This window comes from Nocardia sp. NPDC055053, assembly GCF_053608285.1.
Genome location: NZ_JBSGVD010000018.1, coordinates 21,798 through 46,404, shown reverse-complemented (window position 1 = coordinate 46,404; position 24,607 = coordinate 21,798). Strand labels below are relative to the sequence as shown.

General features: G+C 68.3%; 24 protein-coding genes, 1 tRNA gene and 2 pseudogenes. 17 read left to right on the top strand and 10 right to left on the bottom strand.

The window, feature by feature from the left end; all coding sequences use genetic code 11:
* Positions 1-11: 11 nt before the first annotated feature.
* Positions 12-1,784 (top strand): SDR family oxidoreductase, encoded by a 1,773-nt coding sequence (locus ACWF82_RS19945; protein ID WP_452503139.1) that lies wholly within the window; start codon positions 12-14, stop codon positions 1,782-1,784.
* Positions 1,785-1,788: 4 nt separating this feature from the next.
* On the opposite strand, the gene ACWF82_RS19940 is transcribed toward ACWF82_RS19945, so the two are convergent.
* Positions 1,789-2,292, bottom strand: coding sequence for a hypothetical protein (locus ACWF82_RS19940; RefSeq protein ID WP_452503137.1), 504 nt, complete (start codon positions 2,290-2,292; stop codon positions 1,789-1,791).
* A gap of 74 nt (positions 2,293-2,366) precedes the next feature.
* Here ACWF82_RS19940 and ACWF82_RS19935 point away from each other — a divergent pair, with 74 nt between their 5' ends.
* The gene (locus ACWF82_RS19935) at positions 2,367-2,729 is read left to right on the top strand and encodes a hypothetical protein (RefSeq protein WP_452503135.1); all 363 of its coding nucleotides are present in this window, start codon (positions 2,367-2,369) and stop codon (positions 2,727-2,729) included.
* 90 nt (positions 2,730-2,819) lie between these two features.
* The gene (locus ACWF82_RS19930; RefSeq protein ID WP_452503133.1) at positions 2,820-3,818 is read left to right on the top strand and encodes a zinc-binding dehydrogenase; all 999 of its coding nucleotides are present in this window, start codon (positions 2,820-2,822) and stop codon (positions 3,816-3,818) included.
* A gap of 196 nt (positions 3,819-4,014) precedes the next feature.
* On the opposite strand, the gene ACWF82_RS19925 is transcribed toward ACWF82_RS19930, so the two are convergent.
* Complete coding sequence (locus ACWF82_RS19925) at positions 4,015-4,455, bottom strand: nitroreductase family deazaflavin-dependent oxidoreductase (RefSeq protein ID WP_452503131.1); 441 nt, start codon at positions 4,453-4,455, stop codon at positions 4,015-4,017.
* Positions 4,456-4,562: 107 nt separating this feature from the next.
* Here ACWF82_RS19925 and ACWF82_RS19920 point away from each other — a divergent pair.
* The 3 genes and pseudogenes from ACWF82_RS19920 to ACWF82_RS19910 form a co-directional block, all read left to right on the top strand.
* Positions 4,563-4,636: transfer RNA gene (locus ACWF82_RS19920), tRNA-Ile, on the top strand.
* A gap of 231 nt (positions 4,637-4,867) precedes the next feature.
* Complete coding sequence (locus tag ACWF82_RS19915; RefSeq protein WP_452503129.1) at positions 4,868-5,536, top strand: ATP-binding cassette domain-containing protein; 669 nt, start codon at positions 4,868-4,870, stop codon at positions 5,534-5,536.
* An 86-nt stretch (positions 5,537-5,622) separates the two neighbouring features.
* Positions 5,623-5,997 (top strand): annotated as a pseudogene (locus ACWF82_RS19910) (GrpB family protein); the annotation flags it as partial.
* 7 nt (positions 5,998-6,004) lie between these two features.
* Here the strand turns inward: ACWF82_RS19910 and ACWF82_RS19905 are convergent.
* The gene (locus ACWF82_RS19905) at positions 6,005-6,598 is read right to left on the bottom strand and encodes a TetR/AcrR family transcriptional regulator (protein WP_452503127.1); all 594 of its coding nucleotides are present in this window, start codon (positions 6,596-6,598) and stop codon (positions 6,005-6,007) included.
* Between the two features lie 88 nt (positions 6,599-6,686).
* Between ACWF82_RS19905 and ACWF82_RS19900 the strand changes: the two genes are divergently transcribed.
* On the top strand, positions 6,687-7,499 hold the full coding sequence (locus ACWF82_RS19900; RefSeq protein ID WP_452503125.1) for an alpha/beta fold hydrolase: 813 nt from the start codon (positions 6,687-6,689) through the stop codon (positions 7,497-7,499).
* Here ACWF82_RS19900 and ACWF82_RS19895 read toward each other — a convergent pair whose 3' ends face one another.
* The 3 genes from ACWF82_RS19895 to ACWF82_RS19885 form a co-directional block, all read right to left on the bottom strand.
* Positions 7,500-8,705 (bottom strand): NAD(P)/FAD-dependent oxidoreductase, encoded by a 1,206-nt coding sequence (locus ACWF82_RS19895; protein ID WP_452503123.1) that lies wholly within the window; start codon positions 8,703-8,705, stop codon positions 7,500-7,502.
* A gap of 84 nt (positions 8,706-8,789) precedes the next feature.
* The gene (locus ACWF82_RS19890; protein WP_452503121.1) at positions 8,790-9,539 is read right to left on the bottom strand and encodes an ATP-grasp domain-containing protein; all 750 of its coding nucleotides are present in this window, start codon (positions 9,537-9,539) and stop codon (positions 8,790-8,792) included.
* A 43-nt stretch (positions 9,540-9,582) separates the two neighbouring features.
* On the bottom strand, positions 9,583-10,161 hold the full coding sequence (locus tag ACWF82_RS19885) for a TetR/AcrR family transcriptional regulator (protein WP_452503119.1): 579 nt from the start codon (positions 10,159-10,161) through the stop codon (positions 9,583-9,585).
* 126 nt (positions 10,162-10,287) lie between these two features.
* On the opposite strand from ACWF82_RS19885, the gene ACWF82_RS19880 reads away from it, so the two are divergent.
* The 6 genes from ACWF82_RS19880 (at position 10,288) to ACWF82_RS19855 (ending at position 16,280) form a co-directional block, all read left to right on the top strand.
* Positions 10,288-11,307 (top strand): aldo/keto reductase, encoded by a 1,020-nt coding sequence (locus ACWF82_RS19880; protein ID WP_452503117.1) that lies wholly within the window; start codon positions 10,288-10,290, stop codon positions 11,305-11,307.
* Between the two features lie 160 nt (positions 11,308-11,467).
* Positions 11,468-12,409, top strand: coding sequence for an ABC transporter ATP-binding protein (locus ACWF82_RS19875; RefSeq protein ID WP_452503115.1), 942 nt, complete (start codon positions 11,468-11,470; stop codon positions 12,407-12,409).
* Positions 12,406-13,209, top strand: coding sequence for an ABC transporter permease (locus tag ACWF82_RS19870; RefSeq protein WP_452503114.1), 804 nt, complete (start codon positions 12,406-12,408; stop codon positions 13,207-13,209). The genes ACWF82_RS19875 and ACWF82_RS19870 overlap by 4 nt, the downstream gene beginning before the upstream one ends.
* Positions 13,206-14,348: a sensor histidine kinase gene (locus tag ACWF82_RS19865; RefSeq protein WP_452503112.1), complete on the top strand. Its 1,143-nt coding sequence runs from the start codon at positions 13,206-13,208 to the stop codon at positions 14,346-14,348. The genes ACWF82_RS19870 and ACWF82_RS19865 overlap by 4 nt, the downstream gene beginning before the upstream one ends.
* Positions 14,345-14,965: a response regulator gene (locus tag ACWF82_RS19860; RefSeq protein ID WP_452503110.1), complete on the top strand. Its 621-nt coding sequence runs from the start codon at positions 14,345-14,347 to the stop codon at positions 14,963-14,965. Before ACWF82_RS19865 ends, ACWF82_RS19860 begins: the two co-directional genes overlap by 4 nt.
* Before the next feature lie 76 nt (positions 14,966-15,041).
* Positions 15,042-16,280 carry a vWA domain-containing protein gene (locus ACWF82_RS19855; protein WP_452503108.1) on the top strand — a complete coding sequence of 413 codons (1,239 nt, stop codon included), beginning with the start codon at positions 15,042-15,044 and terminating at the stop codon, positions 16,278-16,280.
* Positions 16,281-16,285: 5 nt separating this feature from the next.
* Here ACWF82_RS19855 and ACWF82_RS19850 read toward each other — a convergent pair.
* Positions 16,286-17,161, bottom strand: a pseudogene (locus ACWF82_RS19850) (TIGR03617 family F420-dependent LLM class oxidoreductase); the annotation flags it as partial.
* A gap of 92 nt (positions 17,162-17,253) precedes the next feature.
* On the opposite strand from ACWF82_RS19850, the gene ACWF82_RS19845 reads away from it, so the two are divergent.
* Together ACWF82_RS19845 and ACWF82_RS19840 are read left to right on the top strand one after the other, a co-directional pair.
* Entirely contained in the window at positions 17,254-18,333 is a 1,080-nt protein-coding gene (locus ACWF82_RS19845) for an alkaline phosphatase family protein (protein WP_452503106.1), read from the top strand.
* A gap of 94 nt (positions 18,334-18,427) precedes the next feature.
* Complete coding sequence (locus ACWF82_RS19840) at positions 18,428-18,916, top strand: FBP domain-containing protein (RefSeq protein WP_452503104.1); 489 nt, start codon at positions 18,428-18,430, stop codon at positions 18,914-18,916.
* A 171-nt stretch (positions 18,917-19,087) separates the two neighbouring features.
* Here ACWF82_RS19840 and ACWF82_RS19835 read toward each other — a convergent pair whose 3' ends face one another.
* The gene (locus ACWF82_RS19835; protein WP_019045974.1) at positions 19,088-19,360 is read right to left on the bottom strand and encodes a hypothetical protein; all 273 of its coding nucleotides are present in this window, start codon (positions 19,358-19,360) and stop codon (positions 19,088-19,090) included.
* 205 nt (positions 19,361-19,565) lie between these two features.
* Here ACWF82_RS19835 and ACWF82_RS19830 point away from each other — a divergent pair, with 205 nt between their 5' ends.
* A complete protein-coding gene (locus ACWF82_RS19830) occupies positions 19,566-19,856 on the top strand; it encodes a hypothetical protein (RefSeq protein ID WP_379308385.1) in 291 nt (96 codons plus the stop codon).
* Between the two features lie 40 nt (positions 19,857-19,896).
* On the opposite strand, the gene ACWF82_RS19825 is transcribed toward ACWF82_RS19830, so the two are convergent.
* Positions 19,897-22,080: an MMPL family transporter gene (locus ACWF82_RS19825; protein WP_452503102.1), complete on the bottom strand. Its 2,184-nt coding sequence runs from the start codon at positions 22,078-22,080 to the stop codon at positions 19,897-19,899.
* 89 nt (positions 22,081-22,169) lie between these two features.
* Here ACWF82_RS19825 and ACWF82_RS19820 point away from each other — a divergent pair, with 89 nt between their 5' ends.
* On the top strand, positions 22,170-22,775 hold the full coding sequence (locus tag ACWF82_RS19820; protein WP_452503100.1) for a TetR/AcrR family transcriptional regulator: 606 nt from the start codon (positions 22,170-22,172) through the stop codon (positions 22,773-22,775).
* Here ACWF82_RS19820 and ACWF82_RS19815 read toward each other — a convergent pair.
* The gene (locus ACWF82_RS19815) at positions 22,772-24,592 is read right to left on the bottom strand and encodes a TerD family protein (protein WP_452503098.1); all 1,821 of its coding nucleotides are present in this window, start codon (positions 24,590-24,592) and stop codon (positions 22,772-22,774) included. The genes ACWF82_RS19820 and ACWF82_RS19815 overlap by 4 nt on opposite strands.
* Positions 24,593-24,607 lie beyond the last annotated feature (15 nt).

Sequence of the window (24,607 nt, the reverse complement as noted above, 5' to 3'; positions counted from 1 at the left end):
TCCGAAGCGATATGACTGCCGACACCACGCCGGTCGCGAACCGGCGCACCGTCCGCAACGGCGATTTCGAGCTCGCCGTGTTCGAATACGGTGACGCCGCGGCCGACACGATCGTGCTCGTGCACGGCTGGCCCGACACCCATCACCTGTGGGACAAGGTGATTCCGCGCCTCGCCGAACGCTTCCACGTCGTTGCCTACGACACCCGCGGCCACGGCGAGTCCACCCGCACCCAGCGCACCGCCGACTTCCGGCTCGAGGAACTCTCGCGCGACTTCTACGCGGTCATCGACGCGGTGAGCCCCGACCGTCCCGTCCACGTGCTCGCCCACGACTGGGGTTCGGTGCAGGTGTGGGAGGCCGTGTGCGAGCCGCAGGCCACCGAACGGATCGCCTCGTTCACCTCGGTGTCCGGCCCGAACCTCGATCACCTGGCCGCCTGGACGCGCGATCGGCTCTCCCGGCCGACCCCGCGCAATATCTGGCAGCCGGTGACCCAGGCGCTGTCCTCGGCCTACACCGCGTTCTTCATGACCCCGGTGCTGCCGCGCGCCACCTTCAACGCCATCGGCACCGAGAAGGTGTGGCAGCGTGCCGTCGCCGTCATGAACGACACTTCGCCCGCCAATGTCGTGCTCGGGCCCACGTTCCGGCGTGACATGGTCGACGGGCTGCTCATCTACCGCGCGAATATCGCCCAGCGCATGCTGTCGCCGCGCGAGCGCCGCACCGAGGTGCCGGTGCAGCTGATCGTCGCCGGACGCGACGTGGCCGTGCGCCCCGCCGGCTACGACGATTCCCACAAGTGGACCGCGCGGCTGTGGCGCCGTGACGTACCCGCCGGGCACTGGATGCCGTTCTCGCATCCGGAACTGCTGGCCACCGCGACCACCGAACTGATCGACGCGCTCGGCGGCGGCGAGGTGCCCCGCGGTCTGGCGCGCGCCGAGGTCGGTCGCGGCCGGAAGGAATTCGGCGACAAGCTGGTCGTGATCACCGGCGGCGGCAGCGGCATCGGCCGCGAGACCGCGCTGGCCTTCGCCCGGCTCGGCGCCGAGGTGGTGATCTCCGACGTCAACGCGAACGCGGCCAAGGAGACCGCCGAGCTCATCGTCGCCGAAGATGGTGTCGCGCACGCCTATTCGCTCGACGTGTCGGACGAGGACGCGGTGCGTGAGCACGCTGCCGAGGTGATCGCCGTGCACGGCGTGCCCGACATCCTGATCAACAACGCCGGCGTCGGCCAGGCGGGCAGCTTCCTCGACACCCCGTCCGAGGAGTTCGACCGGGTGCTGCGGATCAACCTCGGCGGCGTGGTGAACGGCTGCCGTGCCTTCGGCGCCGCCATGGCCGAACGCGGCCTCGGCGGGCACATCGTGAACCTGTCCAGCATGGCCGCCTACAGCCCGCAGCGGGACATGGCCGCCTATGCCACGAGCAAGTCGGCGGTGTTCATGTTCTCCGATTGCCTGCGTGCCGAACTGGCCGATCGCGGTGTCGCGGTGTCGACCGTGTGCCCCGGCATCGTGCACACGAACATCGTTGCCAACACCCGTATTTCGGGTGTCTCCGCCGAGGAGGAAGCCGCCACCCAGCGCAAGTTCGACAAGCTCTACGAGCGGCGCGGCTACACCCCCGACAAGGTCGCGGCGCAGATCGTGAAGGCGGTGCGCAGCGGCCGTGAGATCGTGCCGGTGACGCCGGAATCGTGGGTGCAGTACCGGATCAACCGGATCGCGCCCGGCGCGGTGCGGTTCGCGGCTCGCCGGATGAAGCTGGTCTAGGCGATCACGCCCGGCGCAGTTGCTCCTCCACGGCGGCGACGTGCCGGGCGTCCACGCCCCACGGCTTCTCGACCCCGACCTGCCGGTCGAGGTCCCACAGCACGCATTCTTCGTCCGGTCGCGCCACCAGCGACCAGGCCACCACGGTGCGGCCCAGCTGTTCGATCATCGACCCGTGGTCGGGTGCACTGTCGCCCGCGCCGTCGGGGAAGTGATGCAGGAAGCGGCCGTAGGCCTCGGTGCAGAACTTCGCGTACAGCTGGGTGCACAGGATGAACCCGTGCCAGGCCTCGTCGACCGCGTGCGAGGGCATGCCGATCACCTGGTCGTCGCGCATCGCCGCGCCGCAACAGCGCAACCATTGGCGCAGACCGGATTCCACCAGGTCGCGTGGCTGCCAGGGGCAGGTCTTGAAGATCGCGTCAGGGAAGTGCAGGTCGGCGACCGCGCGATCGACCGTGGTGAGGTCGATCGGTCGCGGACCGCGTCGAAGGAACGAAAGCGCCACGAATTCACTGTAAGCCCCCTGCGTGGTCGCCCGTAGGTGCTGCTCGGGGCGGCCGGGGCGGATAGCCTGCAGACATGGTTTCGATGCTGTTGATCGTGCTCGCGTTTCTGGTGATCGGTGTCGCGGTGCTGGTCACGGCCATCGTGGTGCTGGTCCGCAAGCTCAGCCCGCCCCGCACTCACCAGGGGTACGTGGATCAGAGCTGGCTGGCCGGGTCGGCGGGCAGTTTCGGGCTGTTCGACGGGTCGCCGGGGCCGCATGGTCACGGATCGAGCTGCGGAGGGGGTTCGACCAGCAGCTGCGCCGGCGGCAGCAACAGCGGTTGCGGTGGCGGCTCATCGAGTAGCAGTAGCTGCGGGGGTGGGTCGAGCAGCAGTTGTGGTGGTGGGTCGAGCAGCAGCTGCGGTGGTGGCAGCGGTTGCGGTGGCGGCTCGTGATCGTGTGATCCACGCCGCAGCACCCTTGACCTGAACTTCACTCGAGGTTCCATGCTGGACGCGTCCCGTGAACACCACGAAGGAGTCGCGATGCGTGCAGTGCAGGTCAAGGAATTCGGTGGTCCCGAAGTGCTCGAGGTGCGGGAACTCCCTGCGCCGCAACCGGGTCCGGCCGAGGTGGTCGTCGATGTCGAAGTCGCCGACGTGATGTTCCTCGACACCCGGCTGCGCAGTGGCTGGGGCCAGGACTTCTTCCCGCTGAGCCCGCCGTATGTGCCCGGCGGCGCGATCGGCGGTGTCGTCTCCGCGGTGGGTGCCGAGGTCGATCCCGGCTGGCTCGGCAAGCGGGTGGTCACCCAGACCGCCGCCAGCGGTATCGGCGGCGGTGTGCCGACCGGCGGCTATGCCGAGAAGTCGCTCGCCAAGGCCGAGACGCTGATCGAGATCGCCGATGGGCTGAGCACCCAGCAGGCCGTCGCGCTCGCCCACGACGGTCGCACCGCGCTGGCCGTATTCGATCGCGCTGCCGTCCAACAGGATTCGTGGGTTCTGATCACCGCGGCGGCGGGCGGGCTCGGCACCCTGCTCATCCAGCTGTCGGTAGCGGCGGGCGCCAAGGTGGTAGCGGCGGCGCGGGGAGGCGGCAAACTCGCTCTCGCGGAACGACTCGGCGCAACCGCTGTCGTCGACTACTCGACCGGCGACTGGGAGCAGCGGGTCCGCGAGATCACGGGCGGGGGAGCCCACGTCGTCTTCGACGGCACGGGCGGGGCCATCGGCGGCCAAGCGCTGACCGCTGCTGCCGACAAAGGCCTCTTCCTCGGATATGGCTCCGCGGCAGGTGATTTCGCGACAGTGGACGCGGATGCTGCTGCCGCCCGCGGTGTCACGGTGCTCGGACTGTTCGATATCGTCGCCGGTGAGGTCGACTGGTCGGCCCTCGCCGACCGCGCGCAGGCGGAGGTTGTCGCGGGGAGGCTGGAAGTTGTTATCGGACAGACGTTTCCGATCGACCAGGTAGAACAGGCGCACTCGGCCATCGAGAGACGATCGGCCCTCGGCCGTACGCTGTTGACGATCGGCGCGTGATTGTAACTCATGCTGCGCCGCAACGGAATACGCGATAAGTTCATACTGTGCAGGGAATTATTGTCATCGCGGTGATAGTCGGGGTTCTCTTGTTGGTCGGTGGGGTGATCAAGCTGGCCAGTAACCCGGGGAGCGGTATCGAGCGGCGTGACCGCGAGGAGCGGGCACGCGTGAGTCAGCAGAAGGCCGAAAAGGCTTAGCCGGCCTCTGTTTTCGGTCGCAGGACCACTACGGCGATCGGTCGCCGCGTCTTCGTCTGATAGGCGCGGTACCGGTCGCCGTTGACTGCGTTCACCAACTCCCATCGCCGGGCATAGCCCGGATCCTCCGGGTAGGTCGCCCGCGCCGTCACCGCGATCTTGCGCGTCCCCACCTGGATCTCACACTCCGGCTGCGCCTTCACATTCGCCAGCCACCCCGGCGGCCGCGCCGACCCGCCGTTCGACGCGGTCACCAGAAAGTCCGCGCCGTCCTTGGCGTAGGTCAACGCCGAGGTCCGCGCCTGCCCGGTCTTGCGCCCCACCGTCCGCAACAACAAGGTCGGGTTCCCGAACAGCAACCGGTGCCCCACCAGTCCACCACTGTGCTCGTACACCCACTGATGCCCCCGGAGAACCCGCACGAAGATGTCGGCCATACGCCCATCCTCGCCCGCCCCGCCGAACCCCGCCACCTGGCTCGCCGAGTGGTCAACATCGCACCCCACCGGGTACCATGCGACTCGTTCGCGGACACCCGCGACCAGGGGCGGTAGCTCAGTCGGTTAGAGCCGCGGACTCATAATCCGCTGGTCGTGGGTTCGAGCCCCACCCGCCCCACTTTCCCCCGCTGACCAGCGGATGTGTCGTCAAGCTGTAGCGGGGGCGCGCGCTGTGCGGCATGACAGTGCGCCTCGATCTCGGCATCGAAGCTCTCGGGTCCGGCTCAGGCGAGGGCTACAGTCTGCTTCAGCACCTCGCCCCTTGTGTCTCGCCAGGAGGTCTACCGCCTTGAGCGCTGAATTGCGAAGCCTCACAGTTCATGTCGATACCGGACGATGGAGTGAGGCAGTGCTCACTGCAGTGGATCTGGCGGCGCCCGCAGGCAAGATCACTGCCCTGCTCGGTGGTCCGGGGTCTGGGAAGACGATGGTCGCGGCAGCTCTTTCGGGACGATTGCCCGCCACAGCGCAGTATCGAGGGCAGATCCTGATCGGCGGCGAGATTGTGAGTGCGCATCGATGGCCGCAACTGCAAGGTCACGTCGTCGGCTATGTCCCCCAGGAAGGGCTCAGTGCTTTCGACCCTCGGAAGACGGTGGGGGCACAGCTACGCGCACTGGAAATGCGCCATCGCGCGTGGACTGTCGAACGCGCCTGCGCCGCGGCGCACTACCCCATGGACGCGCGGGAGCTGTTCCCGCATCAACACTCCGGAGGGCAGATCCAACGCGCCGCGTTGGCTGCTGCGCTGATTCCCGCACCGTCGGTTCTCATCGCAGACGGGCCTACCAATTCCCTCGACCTGGGCACCGCCCACGAAGTATGGAAGTCGTTACGTGCCTATGCGACCTCTGGTGCTGCCGTGCTCGTTGTGAGCAACGAGTTGCGGGCAATGGTCACCGGCGGCTTCGCCGACCGGATGGCGATTCTGCACGAGGGCCGCGTTCTCGCCGCAGGTTCGACCATGCAGTTGCTGGACTCGAACCCGCACGTGCAAGCCCTCTGGCGAGCAAGCTGACCAGTGAACCCGAACCGGGCACTCCCGGAAGGGTCTCGTCGGTGGCGGGGTGAAACTCGTGCGATTCGAGGCCGGTCGCGGCGAAACCGATCATCGACATCCTGTTGGTCGTCCCGGACACCGCTGATGAGGCCGCCTACGTTCCCGCTCTCGAGGCTGCCGGGTACACACTGCGTATCCGGGAACCGAACTGGTATCAACATCGCTGCCTTATCCGGCGGAGAGAAGACGGTGCGCCATGGAGCGTCAACCTGCACGTCTTCTCGCCAGAATTAGGCGCCGTCGAGATCGAGCGGATACTCGCCTTCCGCGACCGGCTTCGCACTCATGACGAGGACCGGGTCTACTACGAGCGGATCAAATGGGAGCTGGCTCAGCACGATTGGAAGTTCGTGCAGCACTATGCCAACGCCAAGAGTGATGTCGTCGAGGAAATCCTCGGCCGAGCCCAGCGAGATTGAGCCCTCGCTATGGTTCCCCGATGCGCCAACCCGTCAGCAGCGCGTGAACGGCATTATCCAGCAGGGTGATTCGATCGGCAGGGACGCCGCTCGGGATCTTTCCCGCCGCGGCCAGTCCGGCGATTCCGTGCACCGTCCCCCAGATCATCGCCGTCCTGCGTGCTATTTCGTCGTTGTCCACCCCGGCGGGCTGGTTGGCGGCGACGGTGGTCGACAGGACGGTCCAATACCGGGTCGCGGCGGTTTGCAGGACGGGATCGTCACTCATCGCGACGAGCGGGCCGAATGCGAGTGCGTGCACGTGAGGCCGCGTATCGACGAAGTCGACGTAGGCGTGCACGAGGGCGCGCAGTCGGTCCTCGGGGGCAGGCCCCGCGGTGGCTACAGCGGTCTCGGCATCGGCCGCGGCTTCCGCGAGTCCAGCGCCCGCTACGGCGGCGAGGAAGCGACGACGGTCGCCGAAGTGCACATACGGGGCCTGGTGGCTGGTGCCCAGAGCTTGTGCCACCTTGCGGATGCTCAATGTTTCCGGAGGTTCGTCCCGGAGCAGGTCCAGGGCGGTCGCGATGAGCCGGTCGCGCAGCGTCGCGTTCGCTGACAAAGAGCGCCTCCCCTCATGGTTGACAGTGTCAATCTACCGGACGATACTTGGTCTCAGGTTGACACTGTCAATCGAAGGGATGGCGGCGATGTCCGAGCAGGTCATCGAGACAACTGTCGGCCCGCTGGCCGTGCGTGACACGGATCCGGACGGCATGCTCCCGCCCGCCGTCCTCTGGCACAGCTTGTTCGTCGACAGTCGCAGTTGGGTGCGCGTCGAGCCCGCGCTGGCCCGCGATCGTCGGCTCGTCATCGTCACGGGTCCAGGGCACGGGACGAGCGGCGACTGCGGCCGCCGGTACACGCAAGGAGAATGTGCCGAGGCCGCGGTTCAGGTGCTCGACCGGCTCGGCGTCGATGTGCCCGTGGACTGGGTCGGGAACGCGTGGGGTGGTCATGTGGGCATCCTCGTCGCCGCCGGGCACCCCGAACTCGTTCGTACGCTCGTCACCGCGGGCACGCCCGTGCACGCGTACACGTGGAAGGGGCGACAGCGGACGCGACTGCTGCTCGTGCTCTACCGCGTCCTCGGCCCGGCTCGGTTCCTGGTCGACATCCTGAGCAAGGTGCTGCTGTCGCCGCGCACGTGGGCGAGCGATCCGGCGGCCGTCGCGATGGTGGGCGAGGAGTTCGGCGCGGCGGACCGGCACGCGATGGCGAACGCGATCGTCTCGGTCTCGCTGCGCCGTCGCGACCTCACGCAGGCACTGCCCGCGGTTCAGGCGCCGACGCTGTTCCTCACCGGCAGCGACCATACTGACTGGACTCCCGAGCAGGCGCGGGCGTCCGCGGCTGTTCTGCCGTCGGGATCGGCGGCTGTCATCGATGGGGCGGCCTATCTCCTTCCGCTCGAGCGCCCGGACGAGTTCGTTCGGGCAGTGGAAGAGTTCTGGGCCGGGTGATCACCCGTGCCCGATCGGCGCAGCGGATCGCGCCGCGTCGGTGGCGGTCCGGTCCCGCAGCAGCTGCGCACGCTGGTCACCCTTGGCCCAGGTATGCGTGCCCGGCTTCCGCGCCTCGGTGGCCAATTGCTTGACGGTGTGGCCGCACACGAACTCCTTCAGCTTCGCGCCGGGGCGGCCGCCGAGGTGGTACCACTTGGCGGCATCGTCCTTGTCGGCGAACTGGAAGACGCCCGCGTGGCGGCCGAGGCTGATGCACTGACCCGCGAAGCCCAGGTCGATCGGGTCGGGGCGCTGGTCGGTGATCCGGTGCAGGATTGTGTCGGCGGCGTGCGCACCCAAGGGGCCCGCCGCCTGGCAGCTCATCCGGAACGGCAGGTTCGACGGTGCCGCCGAATCGCCCGCCGCGACGATCCGCTCGTCGTCGACGCTGGTCAAGGTCTCGTCGGTGAGCAGGCGGCCGACGGCGTCGGTGCGTAAGCCGCTGCGGGTCGCCAGATCGGGGACACCGAAGCCGGCGGTCCAGATGGTGACCGCGCTGCGGAGGATATGACCGCCGCTGAGTCGCACGGCATCCTCGGTCACCTCGACGACCTTCGCTTCGGGGCCTTCGAGGATCGTCACGCCGAGCGCGGTCAGCCGCTTGGCGACCGCGCGCCGACCGCGCGCGTGCAGGTACGGGCCGAGCGCATCGCCGCAGATCAGCGTCACGGCGCGACCCTGCTCCGCCAGCTCGGCGGCCGTCTCGATCCCGGTCGGCCCCGCGCCGACCACCGTCACCGTGGCCGTCGCCGCCGTGGCGTCGAGCACGGGTGCCAGCCGCTGCGCTTCCTCCAAACTCGCGATCGGATAGGCGAATTCGGCCGCGCCCGGCACGCGAGGTGCCGCACTGCCGCTTCCCACCGCGTAGATCAGGTAGTCGTAGCCGATCGTGTCGCCGCCCGCCAGCGCCACGGTGCGCCCGGCCGCGTCGATCCCGGACACCGCATCGACCATCAGTCGCACACCCGTCGCCAGTACCTCGCTGTATTCGGCGACCGCGTCATCGGACCCACCCACCAGCTGATGCAACCGAATCCGCTCGACGAACTTCGCCCGCGGATTGATCACCGTCACCGCCACGTCGTCGCGCTGCGTCAGCCGATTGGCGGCCATGACACCCGCGTATCCGCCGCCGACCACAACCACGTCGATCTTCTCGCTCATCGGTGTCTCCTTCGCCTCGAGGGTTCGGGCATAAGACACCGGCCGGGCGATTCTTGTGACAAGGGATGAGGCAGGTCACACCGGTCAGGTCGCCAGTAGCTCGCTCCAGCGACGCATGACGAGTTCGGTGTAGTCGTCGGCGGTGATGGCGTAAGCGCCGAGGGCGTAGCCGTCGTTCGCTTCGACCAGGGCTGTCCGGCCGTCGGCGAGGACGCCGAAGTCGATGCCGTAGGCGATCGGGGCGGTGCCGGTGCGGTGGTAGGCGGCGATCGCGGACTCGACCACGGTCATGTCCAGGGGGATGGTGCTGTCGCCGTCGTAGTGGTCGACGGCGACGATCCGCTGGTCGATCACGTAGACGCGGTACTCGGTGCGCCACGCGACGACTTCGGAACATCGGACCCGCTGGCGCCTGCTCCGGCCGCCCCACGCGGTGAAGTCGCGTTCGGAATAGCAGACGGTTCCGGTGAAGCTCTTGCGCCGGTCGGCCGGTTTCACGAACAGCGGTGTGGCAGAGCTGGTTTCCAGTGCGTGCTCGACCTCGCTCAGTGTCGATGTCCACACCCGGCGCCCGAGGAAGTCCCGCAGGGCTTCCGGGTAGTCGTCGGGCGCGGGCACCGGGATGTGTAGCTGACGCATTGCCCCGTGCATGGCGTCCATGTCGCCGGCGATGAAGGTGTCCGGCCCCAAGGGCAACTGCCGGTGGTGGATTCGCTTCATGCTGTAGTGGCGGACCGGGATGCCACGACGTTTCAGGCCCTCGGTGAGTAACCGCTCCTCGTGCCGCATCGGACCCGAGCCGGCGTACTGCAGAAACGCGACATCGAACCTCATGTTCCCAATGATCCGCCACCGCAGCGTGGTTCGCTGGCGAATCCTAGTTGCGTAGTCCCCGCACCAGGAGAGCGACCACGCGACGCGGGTTGTAGCGCGGGTTGTTTCCCGCTCCGGCGCACAGGTTGCCGACCGCGCGCAGGAACTCGTAAGGGTCGGTGCCGGAGGTGATTTCGCCTGCGTCCGCAGCGGCTTCGAGGAGCTGGGCGCAGGTGGGGATGAGGCGGTCCAGGAAGTAGGTGTGCAGGGTTTCGAAGGCGGCGTCGTCGGACTGGAGTGCTTCGGCGAGACCGTGTTTGGTGGCGAGGAAGTCGACGAACTGGTCGATCCATGCGGTGAGGGCGGCGTGGGGAGACTCGCTGGACGCCAGGAGAACGGGGCCCGCTGCGGCGCAGGCTTCGACCTGGTGGCGGAAGACGGCGACGATGAGGTCGGCGCGGGTGGGGAAGTGGCGGTAGATCGTGCCGACGCCGACGCCCGCCGCGGTGGCGATCTCGCGCACGGGGACGTCGACGCCGGACGCGACGAAGGCCGCGGCGGCGGCGTCGAGCAGGGTCTGCTGGTTGCGCCGCGCGTCGGCGCGCTTGCGGGGCGCCGCGGGCGCGCTGTCGTTGTCGGCCACTCTGCCTCCGGGGTTGGCAAGCGGAACAATGTTCCGTATGTTGATTATCGGAACGTCGTTCCGTTTGTTCAGGATGTCAGATCCGGCGACCTGAACCAAGTCACACAGCTCTCGGAGGAGCAATTCATGCAGTACCGCAGCCTCGGTCGCACCGGCGTGCAGGTCAGCAGTCTCGTGCTCGGCGCGATGAACTTCGGCCGGTTGGGCAACTCGACACAGGACGAGGTCACCGCCATGGTCGACGTCGCCCTCGACGGCGGCATCAACCTCGTCGACACCGCCGACATGTACGGGCAGGGCGAGTCGGAGGAGCTGATCGGCAAAGCCATCGCAGGCCGCCGCGACGACATCGTGCTGGCCACGAAGGCGAGCATGCCGATGGGGGAGGAACGCAATCACCGTGGCGGTTCGCGCCGCTGGCTCGTCACCGCGCTCGACGACAGCCTGCGCCGCCTCGGTGTCGACCACATCGACCTCTATCAGATCCACCGCTGGGACCCGAGCGTCAGCGACGAGGAGACGCTGTCGGCACTGACCGACCTGCAGCGGGCAGGCAAGATCCGCTACTTCGGCTCGTCGACGTTCCCCGCGTACCGCATCGTGCAGGCGCAGTGGGCGGCGCGGGAACATCACCTGGGCAGGTATGTCACCGAGCAGCCGAGTTACTCGATCCTGCAGCGCGGCATCGAAACTCACGTCCTGCCGGTCACGCAGGAATACGGACTCGGGGTGCTGGTGTGGAGCCCACTGGCGTCGGGCTGGCTCTCGGGCGCGATCCGTGCCGACCGCGAGATCACCACCAGCCGTGCGGGATTCATGCCGCATCGATTCGACACCGCCATCCCGGCCAATCAGGCCAAGATGAACGCGGTCGAACAGCTGGCCGTGGTCGCCGACCAGGCCGGACTGACCATGATCCAGCTCGCCCTCGGCTTCGTCACCGCCCATCCGGGTGTCACCAGCGCCATCATCGGTCCACGCACCTTGGCGCACTTGCACTCTCAGCTCGCGGCCGCGGACACGGTCCTGCCCGCCGACGTCCTCGACGCGATCGATGCGATCGTCGCTCCCGGCGTCGACCTCGCCCCTGACGAAAAGCACGACACCCCACCGTCACTGCTCGATGCCTCGCTGCGCCGCCGCTGAGCGAGTTCGCGGAAGAGGGTTGTGGCCCACCCGCATCCAGCGCGGGGATGACTTTTGTCATCGTCTGTCCATGCGGATCTCATCGGTAGTCGGTGATCGCGCGTACTACTGGTGACGGCCCCCGTCGGCGACTGTAGAAGGCGTGAGAAAGGGGCACACGATGAACGACATCGTCATCTCCGCGCGCGGACTGCGACGCACCTATGGTCGCGGCGAGCAGGCCTTCGAGGCTGTCAAAGGCGTGGATCTCGACATCGCCGAGGGGGAAGTCTTCGCGCTGCTCGGCACCAACGGTGCGGGCAAGACCTCGACGCTCGACCTGCTGGAAGGGCTCGCGGCGCCGTCGGCCGGTGCGGTCGAGGTGTTCGGGCTCGACCCACTCCGGCACCGCGATCAGGTGCGCGCGCAGGTCGGCATCATGTTGCAGTCCGGTGGGCTGCCCGCCGAACTGACCGTCGCCGAGACACTCGAGATGTGGCGCGGCACCTGCACCAACCCGACCACCGTCGAGACTGTGCTCGCGCAGGTCGGCCTGGTCGACCGTGCCGAGGTGCGGGTCGGTTCGCTGTCGGGTGGTGAGCAGCGCCGTGTCGACATGGCCTGCGCGCTGCTCGGTCAGCCGCGCCTGCTGTTCCTGGACGAGCCGACCACCGGACTCGATCCGGAAAGCCGCCGCAGGACATGGCAATTGCTCGCCGACCTCAAGGGTGCCGGGGTGACGATGGTGCTCACCACGCACTACCTCGACGAGGCCGAATCGCTGGCCGACCGCATCGCCATCATGGACAAGGGCGTGATCGCCCGGCGCGGCACCCTGCGCGAGATCGTCGACGACCATCCGGCGCGCATCGTCTTCGACCATCCCGGACTGCCGGTGCCGCAGCTGCGCGGCGCGAACATCGAAGCACGCGAGCGCGTCACCGTCAGCACCGACGACCTGCAAGGCCACCTGTTCGAACTGCTCGCCTGGGCCCGCGAGGCCGGCGTCCGGCTGACCGGGCTCGAGGCTCGCGCAGCCTCCCTGGAATCGGTCTTCCTCGACATCGCGGGCGACGCCGACGCGCGGCCGAACACCCCCGAACTGATCGGAGCACGACGATGACCACCATCACCGCACCTCGCCCCCGCCCGCTCACCGCGCTCGCCAAGGCGGAATGGCTGCAGTTCCGGCGCAACAAGACTCTCGTCTACATGGCGACCCTGTTCCCGGTCGGGATCCCGCTGGTCACCTATTTCACCGCCCGCACAGACACCGAGCCGACGACCGCGATGGCAGCGGTCGCCTTCGAAATGCTCGCGCTCATGGCATTGATCTTCGTGCAGTACTACTCGGTGCTGTCGATGGTGACGACGCGTCGCGGCGAGGGCGTGCTGAAGCGGCTGCGCACCGGCGAGGCCGCCGACTGGCAGATCCAATCCGCCCCCGCGGTGCCCGGTCTCCTGGTCACCCTCGTGTGCACGGCCGCCGTCGCCGTGGCGGTCTACGGCAATGGTGCGCCCGCACCGGTCAACCCGGTGCTGATGGTGCTGGCGTTCGTGGCCGGGATCGGGGTGTTCTCACTGCTCGCGCTGGCCACCAGCGCGGTGACCAAGAACGCCGAGGCCGCGCAGATCACCTCGCTGCCGGTGATGGCCCTCGCCATGGTCGGCCTCGCCTCGATCCGCAACGTGCTGCCCGACCGGCTGGCCGCGCTCGCCGACTGGACACCGTTCGCCGCCGTCTCCGACCTGGTCTTCCTCGGCGCGTCCGGCAAGACGGCGACGGCCGCGGAGTCCGACGCGGTATCGAGCTTCGCCGGCACCGTCACCGAATCGGGCCGCCCGTTTGCGACACTGGCGATATGGACCGTCCTGGCGCTCGCGCTGACCCGCACGAGCTTCCGGTGGGACGATCGCGGGTGAGCCGATGGACCGCCTGGTGGCACGAGCTGTCGAGCGCGGCCAAGTTCCGCCTCTCCACGCGGCTCACCTTCCAGGCCAGCATCCTCGGGGTGGTCGTGGTGATGCTGCATTCCGCGGGCTCGCCGTGGTCGGCCCCGCTGATCGTGATCGCCGGAATCACCGCGGTCCTCGCGGTGGCGGCACAGCACGACTTCGCGACGGTGCCGGGTGGGGTGACGCGGCAGTGGGCGCCGCTGCTGGCGGCGGTGACACTGCTGGCGATGTGGGCGATTTCGGCGGCGATCGCCCGGCTGGCCACGGCCGAGCCGATCGTCCGCGACGCTCGGGTGGCGGGCGGACTCGCGGCCCTGCTGGCTATGTTCGCCGTCATCCCCTTCGTCCGGCACCGGTGGTGGGTGCTGCTCGGCCTGAGTCTCGCCACCGGCCTCGCGTTCGGATCGTCGCCACTGTCCGCGCTGGCGCTGGCGGCGGTGTATCTGCTCACCGGAGTATTCGTCGTCGGCTTGACGATCTTCACCGTGTGGGGACTCAGAGTCGTCGACGAACTCGACCGGGCCAAACTCGTCGAGGCCGAACTGCAAGTCGCCGAGGAGCGGTTGCGATTCGCCCGCGATCTGCACGATGTCGTCGGCCGTGGGTTCTCGGCGATCGCGGTGAAAAGCGAACTGGCCGTGGCGCTGTCGCGTTCCGGTGACCGGGAGCGGGCCGTGGCGGAGATGGAGGCGGTGCGGGAGCTCGCGGTCGAGTCGATGGGGCAGATGCGCACCTTGGTGCGCGGCTACCGCAATATCGACCTGCGCGGTGAAGTGGCCGGGGCGCGTTCGCTGCTGGCGGCGGTGGGCTGCGAGCTCGTCGTCGAAGGTGACGCGGCCAAGGTGCCGCCGCAGTTCCACGAAGTCGCGGCGTGGGTGGTGCGCGAGGGTACGACGAATATCGTCGAGCACTCCGCGGCGACGGTCGCGACGCTGGCGCTCGGCAGCGCGGGCATGTCGCTGCGCAACGACAACCCGCACGGCGCGACCGGTGAACGTTCTGGGCTGCGTGGACTGGCCGAACGGCTCGCCGCCGTCGGCGCGACCCTCCACGTCTCCGCGCCCGGCGACGAGTTCATCCTCGAAATCCACTGGGAGAAGAAGTGATTCCGGTCTACCTCGCTGACGACGAGACTCTCATCCGCGCCGCACTGGCGACGATGCTCGACCTCGAAGCCGACCTGGAAGTCGTCGCGCACGTCGGCTCCGGGACGGAACTCGTCGACCTCTGGCGACGGCGCGCGAACGCGGGCGAGCCGGTGGCGGTGGCCGTCATCGACCTGCAGATGCCGGGGATCGACGGCATCGACACCGCGGTCGAGCTCCAGCGGATCGCGCCGGGCGCGGGCACCCTGATCGTCACCAGTCACGGCAGGCCCGGCTATCTCAAGCGCGCGCTGTCGGCCGGTGTGCGCGGGTTCCTGCCCAAGACCACCTCGGCGGCGACCCTGGCCGAGGTGATCCGCACCGTCCACAACGGCGGGCGCTACGTCGACCCGGAACTGGCCGCCGAGGCCATCAGCGCAGGCGACACCGTGCTCACCGCCCGCGAGGCCGACGTGCTCGAATTCGCCGCCGACGGCGCGTCCGTCGACGACATCGCCCGCCGCGCGCACCTGTCGCCGGGCACCACCCGCAACTACCTGTCCTCCGCGATGAGCAAGCTCGGCGTCTCCAACCGCTACGAAGCCGCGCTCAAGGCCAGGGAGAAGGGCTGGATCTAGCACGGATCCCGCTGCCCGCGCCGGTCGCTGCGCCTAAGGTGTGGTGCATTACGGCGGAACGGATGAGGGAGTGGCGGTGGCTGCTGCGCTGGTGAAGGGACAGAACGCGGGGTTGACGCAGCCGGAGGTGGTGCTGACCGTGCGGGGCGGGGTGGCGGCGGATCTGTCGGCGCTGCTGGTGACCGGGACCGGGAAGGTGCGGTCCGACGCCGACTTCGTGTTCTTCAATCAGCCTCAGGCGCCGGGGGTTCGGCTCAATGGAGCGGAGCTCACGGTGTCGCCCGCGACGGTGCCCGCCGAGATCGAGCAGATTCGCGCGGTGATCACCGTTGCGGCAGAGGGGGATACGTTCGGCGGTGCGGTGCCACCGGTGGCTTCGGTCGCCGATGCCGCGGGAAATGTGCTATACGAGTACGTGATCGACGGGCTCGATCGGGAGTCTGTGGTGATCGCGCTGGAGCTGTACCGGCGCGGCGAGCAGTGGAAGGTGCGGGCCGTCGGGCAGGGGTATGCCGGTGGGTTCGCCGATCTGGTCACCGATCATGGGGTGAGCGTCGACGACGAGCCGGAAGCCGTGGCGCAGCCCGAGATTCGGACCGTGCCCGGCGAAGCGGCGCTGTCGTTCGAGAAGCGGCAGGTGCTGGACCTGCGTAAGCACGAGGTCGCGAAAGTGCTCATCGACAAGAGCGCGTTCGGCACGCGCGCCCGCGTGGTGCTGGTGATCGACAAAACCGGCAGCATGCAGAAGCTGTATCGCGGCGGCACCGTGCACCGCGTGGTGGAGCGGATGATCCCCGTCGCCACCCAGCTCGACGACGACGGCACCCTCGAGGCCTACCTCTACGCTCTGACCTACGCCAAACTGCCCGACATCACCGTCGCGGGCGGCGAACAGTGGGCCCAGACGTACTTGCACCTGACCGGCACCCACCAGAGCATCGACTACGACGGCATCGGCGGCCGCAACGACGAACTCCCGGTCATGCGCGCCGTCATCGACACCCTCGCGGCCGGCGCCGAACCGACCCTGGTCTTGTTCTTCACCGACGGCGGCTTCGCCAAGAAACGCGAAATCGCCGCCCTCATGCGGGAAGCCTCCGAACTGCCCGCGTTCTGGCAGTTCATCGGCCTCGGCAAGGCCAACTTCGGCGTCCTGCGCACCCTCGACGAACTCGACGGGCGCGTCGTCGACAACGCGGGCTTCTTCGCGCTGGACGACATCGACCGCGTCGACGACGCCGAGCTCTACCGCAGGCTGCTCGGCGAATTCCCCGACTGGCTGCGCGCCGCCCGCACCGCGGGCATCATCCACTAGACCTACTACCCATTCCGCAACGCGGAGATCAGGTCACGGATGTGGCCGTCGGCGACGGCGTAACCCGGGAAATAGCATCATATTCGGTCGGCAAAGCCGCTGAAGCGAGCCAGGATGGCGGCGGCGCACTCCTCAGGTGTGCCGTGGACAGCGAGCGTACTGAGCATCCGGTCGTCGATGAGGTCGGTCATAGCCGCGACATCGCCGCGCTTGGACATTTCGTTGAGCTTCGGCTGTAGGTCGGACCAGCCTTCCACCTCGAGCACCGGGCGATAGGCGGGCGCCGATCCGTAGAAGGCGAGGAGGCGACGCGCGCCTACCGAGGCCGCGTCCAGCTGGGCGGCGGTCCTGCCCATCGCTACGATCACCTGCGGATATACCGCAAGGTCGGATCGTTCGCGCCCGGCGCGGTCGAGCCCCTTCTCGATCGCGGGCCAGGTTCGCTCGGTCAGATGGCGGGCACTGTTGAAGGGCATGATCAGCAGACCGTCGGCGACTTCGGCGGCCACCCTGGTCATGATCGGGCCGAGCGCGCCGAGGCAGATTTCGGGTATCCCATGGGGATTGGGTCCGGGATCGAAGGTGGGCGCCATGAGGGTGTGCCGGGTGAACTCCCCTTCGAATCGCAGCGGGGTCCGATGTTGCCAGGCGGCGAGGATCGCTTTGACGGCCAGCACGGTTTCGCGCATGTGGGCGGCGGGTCGTGACCACGTTCCGCCGTAGCGTTTCTCGATGTGGGGGCGGATCTGTGAACCGAGGCCGAGTCGAAACCGGCCGCGGCTGAGCAGGTGCAGATCGTAGGCGGTGTGTGCCAGATGCAGGGGACTGCGCGGCAGCGCGATGGCGACATTGGTCATCAGATCGACACGGGAAGTGCCTGCGCGACGATGGGATTTCCCATTGGGCGGGACTTCATTGGTCAATTGCCCAATTTTCTGGGTGCCGGGCACGCTCGGCAACTACGGTGCCGCGCATGTCTCGTACTCACCGCATCCTCGCGGCCGCCGCCCTGGCCGCTGTCCCACTCGCCGCGGCAGCGCCCGCCCCGGCGGCTCCGGTCGTGAACAAGGTCGTGGTCATCGGTATCGACGGCACGCTGTGGAGTGAGGTCTCGGCGGCCGATGCCCCGAACCTCGACCGCCTGGCCGCGCAGGGCACCCTGGCCCGCACCTCGATCGCCCCGCACACCACCATGTCGTGCGTGTCGTGGGCAACGGCGCTGACCGGTGTGTGGGATACCAAGCACGGGATTCAGGACAATGGATCCACCTGCAACGCAGGGCCTTTCGCGCAGTATCCGACGGTGTTCACACAGGTGGAGCGGGAGCGTCCGTCGTTGTCGACGGCTTCCATCGGGACCTGGGACACGATCGGCATGATCGCGCGCACCGGCAGCCCGCAGGCCGACCGGGTGGCCGTCACGCAGATCGATCCCACCGGTGCGGGTGTGTGTGAGTCCACCGCCGATGCCAATGCCACCGCCGAGGTTGTCTCGGCCATCACCGAGGACGGGACCGATCTGCTGTTCACGCACCTCGATCAGGTGGACATCGTGGGACACACGCTGCGCGGGGTCTGGCCGCAGGCGTATCGCGATGCCATCGGCCGGGTGGACGACCTGGTCGGGAAGATCACTGCCGCGGTGGACGCGCGGGCGGCCTCGCATGCGAACGAGCGGTGGACGATTCTGGTCACCACCGACCATGGGCACAAGCCGGATGGTGGGCACGGTGGGCAGAGCGCCTACGAGACGGCCAGTTTCGTGATCGCCCGCGGAGCGGGGTTCGCGGCGGGAGCACAGAACAACGGGTACACCCTCGCCGACATCACACCGACCGTTCTGGACCTGCTCGATGTCTCGGCACCGGCGAATCTCGACGGCGAGTCGATGGTGACGGGCGGCTCGGGCGACCCGGCCGCACCGGTGCCGAATACGCCACCGGTCGACTCCGGGATCACCGGTTCGTCGTCGGGTTCGGCACAGGCGGCCATGGTGGCGAATCCGTTGTGCATCCTGGGCGGTGGATCGGCGAGCGGATCGTCGCACCGGTGAGCTGACGGCCGCGGGTGGAAACTCGGTTGTCAGTGCTCACGGGACATCGTTAGCGTGTCTACCGTTTGTGACCGACACACCGAAAGGACACTCCATGGAACCCGTCACCGAACGCGACATCAGGTCGTCGTTCGTCAACTGTTCGAAAGGGGACGCCAAACGCCTGTCCGTGCCGCGTGACCTCGACGCTCGCCCCTGGGACGATCTCGACTTCCTCGGCTGGACCGACCCGTCGTATCCGGGCCGCTGCTATCTCGCGGTCCCGCGTGACGGCGAACTGGTCGGCGTCGCCCTGCGGCACGAGACCGGCGGATCGGGCAAGACGCAGATGTGCGCGTTCTGCCTGACCACCCACACCGGCGGCGGCGTCTCGCTGATGACCGCGAACAAGGCCGGGGAATCGGGACGCCGCGGCAACACGATCGGCAGCTATCTCTGCACCGATCTGGCCTGCTCGCTGTATGCCCGCAACAAGAAGCGGCCCGCGCTGGGCAGCCGGTATCGCGAGGACCTGACGCCGGAGGAGAAGGCGCAGCGGGTGCGCGAGAACCTCTACGCGTTCCTGGACCGCCTGTACACCTAGCCGATTCGCCCCGCCGCACGGCAAAGGAGGTAGCTGCCATGTGCCGACACTCGAGACCCCGCACGCCAGACGACCCGAGTTCTCTTGCTGAACAACAGAACTCGGGTCATCGGGTGCCTTGCCGGTCGAGGTGGCCCGGGATTTCCCGGACCGCCTGCGAGCGGAAAGGGATCAGAGCATGGCGTTCATGATGGTGCCCGCGCTGGTGGCGACCGCGCCACCGATCATCGCGCCGGCGATCATCTTCGGCGACTCGAGACCGCCGCCGGTCCACTTCTCCCAGGCGAACCTGCCGCCCGCGTAGGTGATGGCGATGACGCCCGACAGCAGGATGAACCAGGTGAAATAACGCACCAGCTGCAAGATCTTGTCCGACATCGGGGGTGCTTCGGGAGTCGGATTGCCGATCTGCGCCAGGGTATCGGTGACGGCGGCCAGAATCATGTTTGCTCTCACTCGGTACTCGGGGGGAACGGCGATGAACTGCTGTCGCTGATGTTATCCGGTCGAATCGGGTGCCGCAGCCGCCCGCCCGCAGCGGACCGATCGGTTTTGTTGGCGTGCTGGGGGTTCGCGCCCCTATCCTGGACTCGTCCGAATACGACAGTGCTGGAACGCAGTTCGCATCACGCGAAAAGGGGAGCAGGCTATGAGCATCATCCTGACGTCGATGGCCGAGACTGTCACGACGTTCGCGCAGGTCAGCAACCCTACGCCCGAGGCGCCGCCACTGTCGGACAAGATCATGCAAATGGTCCAGTACTTGACGTGGTTCATGATCTTGTCCGGTGTGCTGGCCATCACCGTCGCGGGCGGAAAGTTCGCCTGGGAGAAGTGGAACGGCAGCTCCATGGAGTCGCCGAAGATGATCGCCGGCGCGATGATCGGCGGCGTGGTGGCCACCAGCGGCGGCACCATCATGAACGCGATCCTCGGCTAGCTCCCGCGAGCGCACCGCGGGCGGAGCCGCTCGCGGTGTCTCACACCAGCACCCCGTTCCGGTCGGGGGAACCGCCGGCGTGCCGCGCCTCGCGCAGCCCGAAGCGGTCGTGCAGCCTGTGCAGCGGCCCTGGCGCCCACCAGTTCGCCCGCCCTGCCAGGCGCATCAACGCTGGGACGAGCACGCCGCGGACCAGGGTGGCGTCCACAGCGACGGTGAGTGCCATGCCGATGCCCAGTTGCTGCAGGAAGACCACCTCGCCGGTGCTGTACACCGCGAACGAAGCGGCCAGGATGAGGGCGGCGGCGGTTACCAGCGGGGCCGAGCGCGCGACGCCACGGGGAATGGAACCGATCGGGTCACCGGTGCGGTCGTAGTCCTCCTTGATCCGGGCGAGCAGGAAGACCTCGTAGTCCATCGACAACCCGTAGGCGATGCAGAACATGAGGATCGGGATGCTCGGCTCGATGCTGCCGGTGGGGGCGAAGCCGAGAACGCCTGCCAGCGCACCGTTCTGGAAACCCCACACCAGCACGCCGAACATCACCGACATCGACAGCATGTTGAGTACCGCTGCCTTCAGCGGAGCGAGCACGCTGCCGGTCATCAGGAACAGCACCGCATAGGTGACGGTCATGATCAGCAGGGCGACGAGGGGGAGTCGCGCGCTGATGCCGTCGCGGTAGTCGGCAAGTTCGGCCGGGTAGCCACCGACAGCTACAGCGAAAGGCGCTGGCACAGAGCGGATCTCGGCGACCAGACCGCTCGGGTCGGCCAGCAGCCGCTCGCCGGTCGGCAGAACGCGCAGCCACGTCGTCTGCCCGGCGGACATACCGGTGGACGGCGGGCCCGGGATCGCGGTGCCGTCGGCGAACGAACCCGCCGCCGAATCCACCCGGAGCACACCGGGAACCGACGACAGCGTCGCCGCGTATACCCCCACTCCGGCTGGATCGGCTTGCCGGGCCAGGACCTGGAGCGCGTCGGCCTCCTCGGTCGCGAAGTCGGCGCGGATCGTGTCGTACATCGAACGCACCGGCGGAGCTCCGCCGAGCACGCGGTCGTCGGGGGCGCCGAAGTTCATGCCGAGCGCGGGGGCTCCGAGCACGAGCAGCACGAGCAGGGCGGCACCGCCGGTCGCCACCGGTCTGCGGATGACGGTGTCGGCCACCCGGTACCAGAATCCACGGTCGAGTGCGCGGGCGGGACGGGCGGACACCGCCCGGTGCCCCAACAGGTACAGCGCCGCCGGCAGGATCACGACGGCGGCGAGGGCCGATACCGCGGCGACGGCGATACCGGCGTAGGCGAACGACGACAGGAACGGGAAACCGAAGACCAGCAGCACCGCCAGGCTCGCGCCGACGGTGACCGCGCTGAACACGATGGTTCGCCCAGCGCCTGCGACAGCACGCCGGACCGCGGCCGGGACCTGGGCGCCGGCCGCCAGCTCCTCCCGGAACCGGTAGATCATGAACAATCCGTAGTCGACGCCGAGGCCGATGCCCATGACCAGCGCGATATTCGCGGCGAAGGTGGAGATCTCGGTGAAGACGGTCGCGACCCGCAGGAGCGCCAGCGTGCCGACCACGCAGAACAACCCGATGCCGATCGTCACCAGCGCCAGGGTCCACCGTCGCAGGACCGCCCACAACAGCAGCAGCACCAGCGGGAGCACGATCAGTTCGGCTCGCAGGAAGTCGGTCGACGCCTGGGTCGCGACCTCGCGGAACACCTGGTCGGCGCCACCCAGGGTGATCGTCACCGCCGGATCGACCTCGGTGAGCAACGCGGTCTCGATAGCGGGCAGCACCATCCGCCGGACATGGTCGGCGTCGCCCGGCACCACGGCCAGGATCAGCGCATGCCGGAAGTCTGTGCTCGCCAGCGTCTCCGGGGCGCCGGGTTGCCAGAACGAGCGGACCTCGACGACGTCGGGGAACGCGGCGAGTTCGTCGGTGAGCTCCTGACCGATCGCGGTGACGTGGTCGCCGCGTACGTCGCCGTCCGTCGCGGTCACCAGCATCGTGATGTTGGGGCTTCCGGTCGCGAAGGTGTCGATGAGATCTCTTCGTACCAGGGAAGATTCGGAGTTCTGTCGTTCGAAACGGTTCAGTGCGAAGCTGTCCAGCGCGCCGCTCGCTACGACGGCGAGCAGGCCGAACACGGCCAGCGACATGGCGAGTACGGCACGTGGGCGACGGGTGAGGAATGATCCGAGCACGGCGGCCCCTCTGTTAGGCTGCGAAAAATGCGAGTGAGCGCTCGCAAAAGAGAGTACGAGTGATTGCTCGTATTTTCAAGAGGAGGAACATGTCCGAGGTGCGCCGTCAGGAACGCGGACGTCGCCGGATCGAAGAAATCCTGCGCGCGGCCGCTGCCGTGTTCGCCGAGCGCGGATACGAGGGAACCACCACGAACGCGGTCGCCGCCGCCGCGGGCATCTCGCCCGGCTCCCTGTACCAGTACTTCCGGAACAAGGACGAGATCGCCGCCGCGCTGGCCGAGTTCTACCGGGGACAACTCGAATCACTCGGCGCCGGAGTCCCCGACGAATCCGCCGGCCTCGACATCGACGCTCTGCTGGACGGGGTGCTCGACACCCTGGTCGAGTTCAACGTCGCCCACCCCGGTTTCAAAGCGCTCTTCGCGCGCACCGACATGCCGGAATCCCTGCGCGCGGCCATCGCACCGGCACACGGAGCTCTGCACGCGCGTTTCGAGGCTCTGCTCGGCGTAGCGTTCCCGGAACTCGCGCCCGAAGATCGCCAGCGCGCCACCATCGTGGCCATCCAGCTCGTCCGGGGCATGATGCCGCTGATCGTCGACGCGGACCCCGCGCAGCGCCCGGCGCTCGTCGACGAACTCCGGCTGGTCCTGCGCTCCTACCTGCTGTCGCGGGCGGGCCGGGTCGGCTAGATCCGGGCGCCCTTGGCGCGGTTGCATGCCCGGCACAGGATCTGCAGGTTCGCCGCACTCGTCGCGCCACCGCGGCTGAGCGGGATGATGTGATCGAACTCCAGGTAGTGGCCGTCACCGCACTCGACGCAGCAGCCACCGTCACGCTGCCACACCTGGGCTTTCACGTCCTGCGGGATGCTGCGGCTGTCGCGCTGGCCCGGCGTCAGGACCAGGCGTTTCGCCACGCGCAGGGCACCTTCCAGCGCGGCGGCCACATAGTCGGGATCGGTGACCCCGAAGGTGGCGCCGCCGCGCGCCGAGGTCGCTGCCAGCACCACGGTGCCATGCTCCGGGTGCACGGAAACCACACGGTTCCACGGCAGTTCGATGCCGGTACCGTCGCCGACGAAACGCAGCTTCTTGGAGCTGCCGATCAACCGGCCCTCGGTGTTGCGCGGGCCGCGCGCGAGCATCCTGATGTGCACGGCCGGCAGGTCGAGGTGCACCCGCTCCTCGGGATCGAGGTGCAGGCCCGGGGTGTCGATGGTGGGCAGTTCGCCTGCGCGTAGCCGGGACAGGGTGCGGCCGCGGTGCATCCGGCGGCGCAGGTCCTCCACGATCGGGCCGGACAGGGTCAGTTCGCTCACCACGTGCTCGAAGGCGTCCAGTTCGTCGGCCAGCACCTCGCCGTCGGCGAAGGCGAACGCGACCATCCGCTCCACCTGGGTCAGTCCGGCCTCGCGCAGCACCGCGCGTCCGTGCTCTTCGTCGATGCGCTGGTAGCGCAAGGCAGCCCACACCTCGAGCCAGTCCTCGGACAGGGTGCCTGGTCCGGTGAGTACCCGCCGGGCCCGGTTGCGCCAGTGGGTGAGGAATTCCTCCACCTCACCCGCGCACGACCGGCATTGGCCGTGGCCGCCGAAGATCTTGCGGCGCAACGGGTTACCGCAGCGGGGGCAGCGGACACGGTGATCCTGGATGTGCGGGCGGGTGCTCGTCGTCCACTCGTCGCCGTCCCACCAGCGCAATTGCCCGGGGACCTGCGGGTCGGGATGCCAGTCGGCCAGTTCCGGATTCGGCGGTGGTGGCGGCGGGACATCGATGACGCGCCGGGTGAGGGCAGGCGGGCGTGCGGGTGAGCGTCCGGTATGCGCGTGGGTGCCGGGATCGGCGGGGGTGTTGTGGTCGGAGAACTCGGCCGCAGTCGACGTTGTGTCGCCATGTGGTGCGCGGGCGAACTCCGCGCGATCGGCGGTGCGTGAGGACACCTGCCGTGCCGAAGATGGCCGCGCGGGTGTTCCCGATCGCTCGGCGCCGGGCTGTCCGGCGGCGGGCTCGTTCACGGTGACGCCGAATTCGGTGGCCAGCCCGGCCAGCCCACCGGACCACCCCTGACCGATCGCCCGGAACCGCCACTGCCCGTCGCGCCGGTAGAACTCGCCGAACATCATCGCCTGCACATCTTCGATACCGTCCAGCACGAACTGGGCGACCGGCCCGTCCGCGGCGTGCACGGTCAACGTGAGATCGGTGAGCTGATCGAAAGTGCCCTCGTCGAGCGACGCGCTGACGACAATGCGCGCCACCTCCGCCTCGGTCCGCGGCAGCGACACACTCAACCGCGCCGTCCCCGGCGCCGGCTCCTGATCCAGCGTCACCGCCTGCGAGGCATGTCGCGGCGCGTTGAAGAACACGAAATCCCGATCGCCGCGCACCAGCCCCGACTCGGTGACCAGCAGCGCATGCGCATCGACGGCATGCGCCGACCGCCATGAAAGAACCACGGCGAGAAGCGATGTCGGCACCGGCGCGTGCGCGCCCTTACGTAGTTCCATGGTGCTCGCATGATG

Coding starts and splice junctions, on each gene's coding strand:
- ACWF82_RS19835 (WP_019045974.1), bottom strand. CDS start 19,360: ATGATTCTGGCCGCCGTCACCGATACCCTGGCGCAGATCGGCAATCCG.
- ACWF82_RS19820 (WP_452503100.1), top strand. CDS start 22,170: ATGTCCGAGGTGCGCCGTCAGGAACGCGGACGTCGCCGGATCGAAGAA.
- ACWF82_RS19870 (WP_452503114.1), top strand. CDS start 12,406: ATGACCACCATCACCGCACCTCGCCCCCGCCCGCTCACCGCGCTCGCC.
- ACWF82_RS19880 (WP_452503117.1), top strand. CDS start 10,288: ATGCAGTACCGCAGCCTCGGTCGCACCGGCGTGCAGGTCAGCAGTCTC.
- ACWF82_RS19830 (WP_379308385.1), top strand. CDS start 19,566: ATGAGCATCATCCTGACGTCGATGGCCGAGACTGTCACGACGTTCGCG.
- ACWF82_RS19875 (WP_452503115.1), top strand. CDS start 11,468: ATGAACGACATCGTCATCTCCGCGCGCGGACTGCGACGCACCTATGGT.
- ACWF82_RS19895 (WP_452503123.1), bottom strand. CDS start 8,705: ATGAGCGAGAAGATCGACGTGGTTGTGGTCGGCGGCGGATACGCGGGT.
- ACWF82_RS19900 (WP_452503125.1), top strand. CDS start 6,687: ATGTCCGAGCAGGTCATCGAGACAACTGTCGGCCCGCTGGCCGTGCGT.
- ACWF82_RS19890 (WP_452503121.1), bottom strand. CDS start 9,539: ATGAGGTTCGATGTCGCGTTTCTGCAGTACGCCGGCTCGGGTCCGATG.
- ACWF82_RS19845 (WP_452503106.1), top strand. CDS start 17,254: ATGTCTCGTACTCACCGCATCCTCGCGGCCGCCGCCCTGGCCGCTGTC.
- ACWF82_RS19930 (WP_452503133.1), top strand. CDS start 2,820: ATGCGTGCAGTGCAGGTCAAGGAATTCGGTGGTCCCGAAGTGCTCGAG.
- ACWF82_RS19840 (WP_452503104.1), top strand. CDS start 18,428: ATGGAACCCGTCACCGAACGCGACATCAGGTCGTCGTTCGTCAACTGT.
- ACWF82_RS19815 (WP_452503098.1), bottom strand. CDS start 24,592: ATGGAACTACGTAAGGGCGCGCACGCGCCGGTGCCGACATCGCTTCTC.
- ACWF82_RS19925 (WP_452503131.1), bottom strand. CDS start 4,455: ATGGCCGACATCTTCGTGCGGGTTCTCCGGGGGCATCAGTGGGTGTAC.
- ACWF82_RS19935 (WP_452503135.1), top strand. CDS start 2,367: ATGGTTTCGATGCTGTTGATCGTGCTCGCGTTTCTGGTGATCGGTGTC.
- ACWF82_RS19945 (WP_452503139.1), top strand. CDS start 12: ATGACTGCCGACACCACGCCGGTCGCGAACCGGCGCACCGTCCGCAAC.